This is a genomic window from Streptosporangiales bacterium (assembly GCA_009379955.1).
In the GTDB taxonomy this organism is placed as follows: domain Bacteria; phylum Actinomycetota; class Actinomycetes; order Streptosporangiales; family WHST01; genus WHST01.
In genome coordinates, this window is sequence record WHST01000217.1 from 1 (window position 1) to 3,656 (window position 3,656).

A 3,656-nucleotide genomic window follows, 5' to 3' on the forward strand; every position below is an offset into this window, starting at 1 on the left:
ACGTGATCAACGTGGACTTCACCTCGTGCCGGGACGAGGTGAAGTCCACGTCGGTGAGGTGAAGCTCCACCGACGACCCTCGCAGCGCACCCGTGAACGGCACCCTCACCATGCCCCGACACGGTGAGGGTGCCCCTCACGTGTCGTGGCCGCGAGGCGACCGGCACCACGACCGAGTCCACCCTTGTCACCCGCCCGGGGTCGCCGCACCAGCGGCCATGGATGACTGACAACTCAGCGGAAGTCGCGGCTGCGGGTCGGCGCCGTGATGGTCAGGCGTTCGAAGCGGTGGGCGAGCAGGTTGACGACGTTGTCCTTGCGTTCGAGGCAGCCGTGCACGATGAGCGCGGCGGAGTCGAAGGCGATCCTGCGGTAGCGCTGCCAGGAGTGGGGCGGGCAGATCACGTTGACGATGCCGGTCTCGTCCTCGAGGCTGACGAACACGACGCCGCCCGCGGTGCCGGGCCGCTGCCGGTGGGTGACCACGCCGCCGGCGCTCACCAGCGCGCCGGCGCGCACGCCCGCGAGGGCGCTCGCGGGGAGGACACCGCGGGCGTCGAGGTCGGCACGCACGTGCTCGACCGGGTGGCTCGTCGGTGAGGAGCCCGTGGCCCACATGTCGGCGAACGTCACCTCGACCGGGGTCATGGCGGGCAGGGCGGGCGCCGGCAGCCCCGGGGTGGTGCCGTCGAGCTGGCCGGGACGTACGCCCGCGAGCCCGCCGGCGGCCCACAGCGCCTCGCGCCTGGTGAGTCCGAAGCAGCCGAAGGCGCCCGCCGTGGCGAGGGCCTCCAGTGCGGGCACGGTGAGCCTGGTGCGGCGGGCGAGGTCTTCCATGTCGGCGTACGGCCGCCCGGCCGCGATCAGCTCCGCCTGCTCCGTGCCGAGGTTGCGCACCGACGCCAGTCCCATCCGGATCACCGGCTGCGGGATGTTCTTCGACGCGTACGGGTGGTCGAGACCACGCGGTCTCGCCTCCGGGTCGTGCGGCTCGAGCGTGGCCTTGGCCTCGCTGGCGTTGACGTCGACCCCGCGGACGACGACGCCGTGGCGACGCGCGTCGCCGAGGAGTGTGTTCGGGCTGTAGAAGCCCATCGGTTGGTTGCGCAGCAGCGCCGCGGTGAACGCGGCCGGGTAGTAGCGCTTGAGGTACGAGCTGGCGTAGACGAGGTGGGCGAAGCTGATCGCATGCGACTCGGGGAAGCCGAACCCGGCGAAGCCGAGCAGCTTGTGGTAGATGTCCTCGGCCAGGCGCGCATCGATGCCCTTCTCCGCCATGCCGTCGAGCAGCCGCTGCCGCAGGGCCTCGATGCGCTCCTCGGACCGCTTCGAGCTCATCGCCTGCCTGAGCTGGTCGGCCTCCGCCAGGGAGAACCCGGCGCAGTCGACGGCGATCTGCATCATCTGCTCCTGGAACAACGGCACGCCGTACGTGCGCTCCAGCGCCGGCGCCATCAACGGGTGCGGGCAGGTGTGTTCCTCCGGGTGGTGGCGCCGCCTGAGGTACGGATGCACCGAGCCGCCCTGGATCGGGCCGGGCCGGATGATCGCGACCTCGACGACGAGGTCGTAGAACGTCCGCGGCCGCAGCCGCGGCAGCGTGGCCAGCTGGGCGCGCGACTCGACCTGGAACACCCCGATCGCGTCGGCGGCGCACAGCATGTCGTAGACGGCGGGGTCCTCGTCGGGGATGTCGGCGAGGGAGAGCCGGTCGCCGTGGGCGTCCTCGATGAGCTGGAACGCGTCGCGCAGCGCGCTGAGCATGCCGAGGCCCAGCAGGTCGAACTTGACCAGGCCGAGCCAGGCGCAGTCGTCCTTGTCCCACTGCAGGACGCTGCGGTCGGGCATCTGCGCCCACTCCACCGGGCACACCTCGCCGACGGGTCGGTCGCAGATCACCATGCCGCCGGAGTGGATGCCGAGGTGGCGGGGGAGCCGCTCGAAGTCGCGGGCGAGGGAGGTGACCGCCGCCGGCACGTCGGACTCGTCGGGCTCACGGTCGCCGAACCCGACCCGCTTGGACCACGCGTCGCGCTGCCCGAGGCTGAACCCGAGCGCCTTGCCGGCGTCGCGCAGTGCCATCTTCGGCCGGTACGAGATGACGTTGGCGACCTGGGCCGCGCACTTGCGTCCGTACCTGTCGTAGACGTCCTGGATGACCTCCTCGCGCCGCGCGTTCTCGATGTCGAGGTCGATGTCGGGCGGTCCGTCGCGGCCGGGGGCGAGGAACCGCTCGAACAGCAGCCGGTGCTTGATGGCGTCGACGTTGGTGATGCCGAGTGCGAAGCAGACCGCGGAGTTGGCCGCCGAGCCGCGACCCTGGCAGAGGATGTTGTTGTCGCGGCAGAACTCGACGATCGCGTGCACGATCAGGAAGTAGCCCGGGTAGCCGCCCGCGATGATCACGTCCAGCTCGTGGTCGATCTGCGTGTACGCGTCCGGTCGCTGCTCGCGAGTGCCGTACTTGTGGTGGGCGCCCTCGAAGGTGAGGTGTCGCAGGTAGCTCGTCTCGTCGTGGCCGTCCGGCACGGGGCACGCGGGCAGCTTCGGCGTCATCTTCTTGAAGGGGAACGCGCACGCGCGGGCGAGCTCGACGGTCGCCTCCCGCACACCGGGGAACCGCGCGAGCCGCGCCGCCATCTCCGCGCCCGAGCGCAGGTGCGCGGTGCCCGTCGCCGGCAGCCACCCGACCATCTCGTCGAGGCTGCGTCGTGCCCGCACCGAGGCGACCGCCGTGGCGAGCGCGGCCTGCGGGGGGCCGGCGTAGTGCACGTTGTTGGACGCGACCACGCCCACACCCACGCGCGCGGCGAGCTCGGCGAGCGTGTCGTTCCTGCCGTCGTCGAGCGGCTGGTCGTGGTCGATCAGCTCGACGTAGACGTTGTCGCGGCCGAACGTCTCGACGAGGGCGCGCAGCTCCCGCTCGGCCGCCTCGGGCCCGTCCCCGGCGAGCGCGGCGGGCACCGATCCCTTGCGGCAACCGGTGAGTACCGCCCACTCCCCGCCGTGGACGTCGGCGAACGACGCGGTGTCGTAGACCGGACGTCCCTTGCGCCCGCCGGCGAGCTGTGCGGTGCTGATCGTGCGGCAGAGCCTGCGGTAGCCCTCCGGACCCCGGGCGAGCACCAGCAGGTGGCGCCCCTCGGGATCGGGGACGCCGTTCTGGGGGGCGGCGAGGTCGAGGCTGAGCTCCGCGCCGAAGATCGTGCGCAGCTCGGTGTGCTGTGTCGCCTGCTGTTCGGCCGCCTGGGCGAACTGCGCGACGCCGTACATGCCGTCGTGGTCGGTGACGGCGAGCGCCTCGATGCCGAGCTCTAGCGCCTCGGCGACGAGCCGCTCCGGGGCGGAGCAGCCGTCGAGGAAGCTGAAGGACGAGTGGCAGTGCAGCTCGGCCCACGGGACGGGCTCCGGCGGCGAAGGCGAGGCCGGGCAGGTCGGCAGCCGGACGGGCTTCGCGAGTGGCATCTGCCGCTGGTCCCCGTCGGTGCGCCACGACAGTCGTCGCTCGAAGTCGTGCCACGGGATCGGCGGGTTCTCCCATCCCATGTCAGCGTCCCCTCACGGTGCCGCTCATGCGCGACCGCCTCCTCCCGGGCCTCCGGCAGGAGCCGCGCCACTCAGCACACGACTCACCCACCCAACGCGACTCCTACCTC

The 3,656-nt window shown here is 72.0% G+C and carries 1 protein-coding gene; it reads right to left on the reverse strand.

Annotation, left to right across the window (positions count from 1 at the left end):
* Positions 1-234: 234 nt before the first annotated feature.
* Positions 235-3,546 (reverse strand): DNA polymerase III subunit alpha, encoded by a 3,312-nt coding sequence (gene dnaE / locus GEV10_31945; GenBank protein MQA83013.1) that lies wholly within the window; start codon positions 3,544-3,546, stop codon positions 235-237.
* Between the last annotated feature and the right edge of the window lie 110 nt (positions 3,547-3,656).